This window comes from Caproiciproducens sp. MSJ-32 (assembly GCF_018918055.1).
Lineage (GTDB): Bacteria > Bacillota > Clostridia > Clostridiales > Clostridiaceae > Clostridium.
Window position 1 is genome coordinate 1 of sequence record NZ_JAHLPS010000101.1, and the last position, 5,327, is coordinate 5,327.

Annotated in this window: 3 protein-coding genes; all 3 read left to right on the forward strand. The window is 28.7% G+C overall.

Annotated features, from left to right (window positions below; translation table 11 throughout):
* Nucleotides 1-354 precede the first annotated feature (354 nt).
* Nucleotides 355-2,031, forward strand: a complete 1,677-nt coding sequence (lonB, locus tag KQI16_RS11010) for an ATP-dependent protease LonB (RefSeq protein WP_216434432.1) — start codon at nucleotides 355-357, stop codon at nucleotides 2,029-2,031.
* A gap of 301 nt (nucleotides 2,032-2,332) precedes the next feature.
* Nucleotides 2,333-4,663 carry an endopeptidase La gene (lon, locus tag KQI16_RS11015; RefSeq protein WP_216434434.1) on the forward strand — a complete coding sequence of 777 codons (2,331 nt, stop codon included), beginning with the start codon at nucleotides 2,333-2,335 and terminating at the stop codon, nucleotides 4,661-4,663.
* On the forward strand, nucleotides 4,656-5,279 hold the full coding sequence (yihA, locus tag KQI16_RS11020) for a ribosome biogenesis GTP-binding protein YihA/YsxC (protein WP_216434437.1): 624 nt from the start codon (nucleotides 4,656-4,658) through the stop codon (nucleotides 5,277-5,279). Before lon ends, yihA begins: the two co-directional genes overlap by 8 nt.
* Nucleotides 5,280-5,327 lie beyond the last annotated feature (48 nt).

The following is a 5,327-nucleotide window of genomic DNA, read 5'->3' on the forward strand; positions in this document are numbered from 1 at the left end:
CTTGAAACTCCATATTTTCTTGCTAAGTCACTATAGTTTGGTTTCATATTTAAGCACCTCAAAATGTTCAGTTCTGCCTTTATTGTTTCTATCATGCTAATTACCTCCTTACGTCGGAGATAATTATACTATTTCATTTGCAATTCTGTTAAGTTTTATATTTGTAATCTTGTTAATTTTTATTTTAGCATTAATAATTGCTTAAAATGTAAACTGTGTACTCTTAACTGTTAACTGCACAAAAGTTATTCTTTTGTGAATAGAATATTAACCATTAATGAAGTCAATAATAATTGATATGATAAATAGAAAGAAAAGAGAGGAGGATGCATTATAAATATTAATGCGGAAGCTATGAATGAATTATTAATATTACTTCAAATAACTACATTGATAATCTTTATATATTACATGATGGCTAATAATAATAGAAAAACTAACAAGATAGTTATAGAAAAAGAAAATAGGAAAGAAATGGATAAATTGAATAAGATGAGGAGTATAAGCTTAACTGAGCCTCTAACTGAAAAAAGCAGACCAACTAGTTTTGAAGAGATAATTGGTCAGGAGGATGGAATAAAGGCTTTAATGGCAGCCTTATGCGGGCCGAACCCTCAACATGTAATAATATATGGTCCACCTGGAGTTGGAAAAACAGCAGCTGCTAGATTGGTTTTAGAAGAAGCAAAAAAGAGAATTAATTCTCCTTTTAAGGAGAATGCTAAATTTGTAGAAATTGACGCTACTACTATTAGATTTGATGAAAGAGGAATTGCAGATCCTTTAATAGGTTCAGTTCATGATCCTATTTATCAGGGAGCAGGCTCTCTAGGAATTGCAGGAATACCTCAGCCTAAACCAGGAGCAGTAACTAAAGCTCATGGAGGAATCTTATTTTTAGATGAAATTGGGGAACTTCATCCTATAGAGTTAAATAAACTATTAAAAGTACTTGAGGATAGAAAGGTATTTTTAGATAGTGCTTATTATAGCAGTGAAAATCCAAATATGCCTGACTATATAAAAGAAATATTTGATAATGGATTACCAGCAGATTTTAGATTAATTGGTGCAACAACAAGAGGCCCTGAAGAAATTCCGCCGGCAATTAGATCAAGATGTGTTGAAATATTTTTTAAATCTTTACAAAAAGAAGATATAAAAAAAATAGCAGCTAATACAGTTAAAAAGGTTAATTTAGAAATTAGCGATAGTTCTTTAGAACTAGTTTCTAAATATTGTACAAATGGAAGAGAAGTAGTAAATTTAATTCAGCTTGCATCAGGTATTGCTATAAATGAGAATAGAAAAAACATAAGGGATCAGGATATACAATGGGTTATAGAAAATGGTAATTATACACAAATTCCAGATAAAAAAATTAGAAATCAAGCTCAAGTGGGAGTAGTCAATGGTTTAGCAGTTCATGGAGCTAATATTGGAATATTAATGGAAATAGAAGCAGTTGCCAAGAGAGTAAAAGGAAGACTAGGAAGCTTAAAGGTATCAGGTATTATTGAGGAAGAAGAATTAAGTTCAAATAATAGAAAGATGAAAAGAAAGAGTACAGCATATTCTTCAATACAAAATGTACTTACAGTTCTTAATAATATTTATAATTTAGAATGTGAAAATTTTGATATACATATCAATATACCAGGAGGAATGCCAGTAGATGGACCTTCAGCAGGAATAGCGATAGCGATGGCTATATATAGTGCAATTAAAAATGTCGAAATAGATAATAAAGTAGCAATGACAGGAGAAGTAAGTATTTTAGGAGAAGTAAGACCAGTAGGGGGAATTTTGGCAAAGATACAAGCGGCAGAAAAAGCAGGAGCTAAAAAAGTAATAATTCCTAATGAAAACTGGAGTGATTCATTTAAGGAGATGAAAAATATTAAAGTAATACCAGTAAGATCTATAAGAGATGTTTTAAATATAGCAATAGGCAAAGAAGGGTTAAAGGATAAAAGTGAAAATATTAAGATTAATGATAATATAGATATTTTATCAGCAAAAGGAGAATAATTTAAAGTTAATTGACAGTTAGAAAAAAGAGGTTGATATATTTTGTAAAAAGTTTTATAATATCAACTCTCAGCTTCTGCTGTCAATTATTTTGTTTAATTTTTATTTCTTTCTGTTAATTAACATATATTTTCCGTGATATATTGTTAACATTTTTGACATTGATAAAAGTTTTCTTTATATTATAATATTATTGTTATAAAACTTTAAATAGTCTAAAATACTTATTATAAAATAGATTAGTAAAATTCTTATGTTATTTTATATAAATTAAGTAGTTTTACAGAGGAGATGAGATAAGATGAGTGAAAATAGAATTACTTTGCCTTTAATTCCTCTACGTGGAATTAGTGTTTTCCCTAAAATGGTAATACACTTTGATATAGGCAGGGAAAAATCCAAAGCTGCAATTGATGCTGCAGTAGAAAATCAAACAGAAATATTCTTAGTTAGCCAAATAGACTATGAAATAAATGAACCAAAATTTGAAGATATATATTCTATTGGTACTATATGTAAGATTAAGCAAATAATTAAATTGCCTAATGATATAATAAGAGTATTAGTTGAAGGAGTAGATAGAGGAGAACTAATATCTTTTAAGGCAGAAGATAATTATATAGAGGCTGAATTAAAAAGAATAAAGGAGCCTTCTAATGATGATTATGAAAATATAGAAGCGTATGTCAATACTTTAAAGAAAAGTTTTAAGAGATATTTAAAAGCATCAAGTAATACGAGCATTTCTCTAATGACAATATTTGATTCTATTAGCAATTATAGTGAACTTGCAGATATAGTTGCATCTTATGTAGTATTTGATGAAAGCAAAAAACAAGAAATATTACAGGAATTAGATGTAATAAAAAGAATAGAGAAACTTTTAATATTTATCGAAAAAGAAATAGATATATTAAATCTAGAAAAGCAATTAGGTAAAAAGCTTAAAGAAACTGTGGATAAGTCCCAAAAGGAATATTATATTAGGGAACAAATAAAGATTCTTCAAGAAGAAATTGGAGAAGATGATGAAGAAAAGAAAGAGATAAAGAAATATGAAGAAAAAATAAATAAATTAAAATTGCCTAAAGCGGTAAAAGAAAGAGCAAATAGTGAATTATCAAGATTAAGAACTATAGGTGGATTTAGTTCAGAGGGAAATGTTATTAGAAATTATCTTGATTGGATTTTAGATATTCCATGGAATAAGTCCACTAAGGATATTTTTGATATAAAAGAAGCTGAGAATGTATTAAATAAAGAGCATTACGGCTTAGAAGAAGTAAAAGAGAGAATAATTGAATATTTAGCAGTTAAGCAGCATACTAAGAGCTTAAAAGGGCCAATCTTATGTTTAGTAGGTCCTCCAGGAGTAGGTAAAACATCAATTGCTAAGTCTATTGCAAATGCTACAAATAGAAAATTTGCTAGAATGTCTTTAGGTGGAGTAAGGGATGAAGCAGAAATAAGAGGTCATAGAAAGACTTATGTTGGAGCTATACCTGGAAGATTTGCATATATATTAAAAGAAACAAAGGTAAATAATCCTCTAATCTTATTAGATGAAATTGATAAATTAGGCTATGATACTAGAGGGAATGTAGCAGATGCCTTATTAGAAGTATTAGATAGTGAGCAAAATAGTACTTTTAGAGATAATTATTTAGAATTAGATTTAGACTTATCTAAAATATTATTTATAACTACAGCTAATTCTTTAGACACAATACCTGCTCCTCTTTTAGATAGAATGGAAGTAATAGAAGTATCTGGATATACTTATGAAGAAAAGTATCATATTGCAAAGGATCATTTAATTCCAAAATTATTAAAGGAATATGAATTAAGCAGTGAACAATTTAAAATATCAGACTCTGCAATAAAGGATATAATTAATTACTACACAAGGGAAGCTGGGGTAAGAAGTTTAGAAAGAGTAATAGGTAAGTTAATTAGAAAGTCAGTTACTGAAATGCTTAAAACAAATAAGCAATCTATCTCAATAGCTTCTAATAGATTAGAAAAGTATCTTGGAAGAAAATTATATAGTTTTGATGTTAAGGAAAAGGAAGATAGAGTTGGTGTAGTTAAGGGAATGGCTTGGACTGCAGCTGGAGGTGATACTTTACCAGTAGAAACAGTTGTTATGAAGGGAAGTGGAAAACTAACCCTTACAGGACAATTAGGAGATGTAATGCAGGAGTCAGCAAAAATTGCCTTTGGTTTTGTAAGAGCAAATGCAAAATTATATGGAATTAATGAAGATTTTTATAAGAAAACAGATATTCATATACATTTCCCAGAGGGAGCGATTAAAAAGGATGGACCATCTGCAGGTGTAACAATAATTACTTCAATAGTGTCTGCTTTAACTAATAAGAAGGTTAGAAGTAATGTTGCAATGACTGGAGAAGTAACATTAACAGGAAGAGTGCTTGCAATTGGAGGACTTAAAGAAAAGTCTATAGCTGCTTTTAGAGCTGGAATAGATACAATAATCATTCCAAAAGAAAATGAAAAAGACCTAATAAAAATACCAGCATCAGTAAAAAATAAATTAAATATTATAACTGTTGATCATGTTAATGAAGTAATAAATAATGCTATAATTGGAGTTGATACAATTGTTTAAAATTAAAAATGCAGATTTTGTTGTTTCTGCTGTAAAAAGATCACAATATCCTCAAACTGGTTTGCCGGAAGTTGCTTTTGTTGGGAGATCAAATGTAGGAAAAAGTTCAATAATAAATGCCTTGACTAATAGAAAAAAATTAGCAAAAGTAAGTCAGACTCCTGGAAAAACAAGATTAATTAACTTTTTTATAATAAATAATAATGAATTTTATCTTGTTGATTTACCTGGATATGGATATGCTAAAGTATCTAAGGCTGAAAAGGAAAGCTGGGGTAAAACAATAGAAACTTATCTTAAAGGAAGAGAAGAATTAAAAAGAGTAATATTACTTGTTGATTCCAGACATAAACCAACAGCTGATGATATTCAAATGCATGAATGGATAAAATATTATGGATATGATGAAGTAATAATAGCAACAAAAAGTGATAAACTATCAAATAATGAACAAAAAAAGAGCGAAAAGGTGATAAGAGAAAGCTTAAAGCTAACTAAAGAAGACAAATTATATTTCTTTTCTTCTTTAAATAAAAAGGGTAAAGATGAATTAGTAGATAAGCTTTTTAGTGATATTATTCCTAATAGGGAAGAGCTTGAAACAATTAGCGATTAAAAGTAGAAAAATAAGATTTATAATATATAAGTTATTAAATTTTTTAGT

Excerpts from the sequence above, each read along its gene's own strand:
- lon (WP_216434434.1), top strand. The coding sequence starts at position 2,333 with ATGAGTGAAAATAGAATTACTTTGCCTTTAATTCCTCTACGTGGAATT.
- lonB (WP_216434432.1), top strand. The coding sequence starts at position 355 with ATGAATGAATTATTAATATTACTTCAAATAACTACATTGATAATCTTT.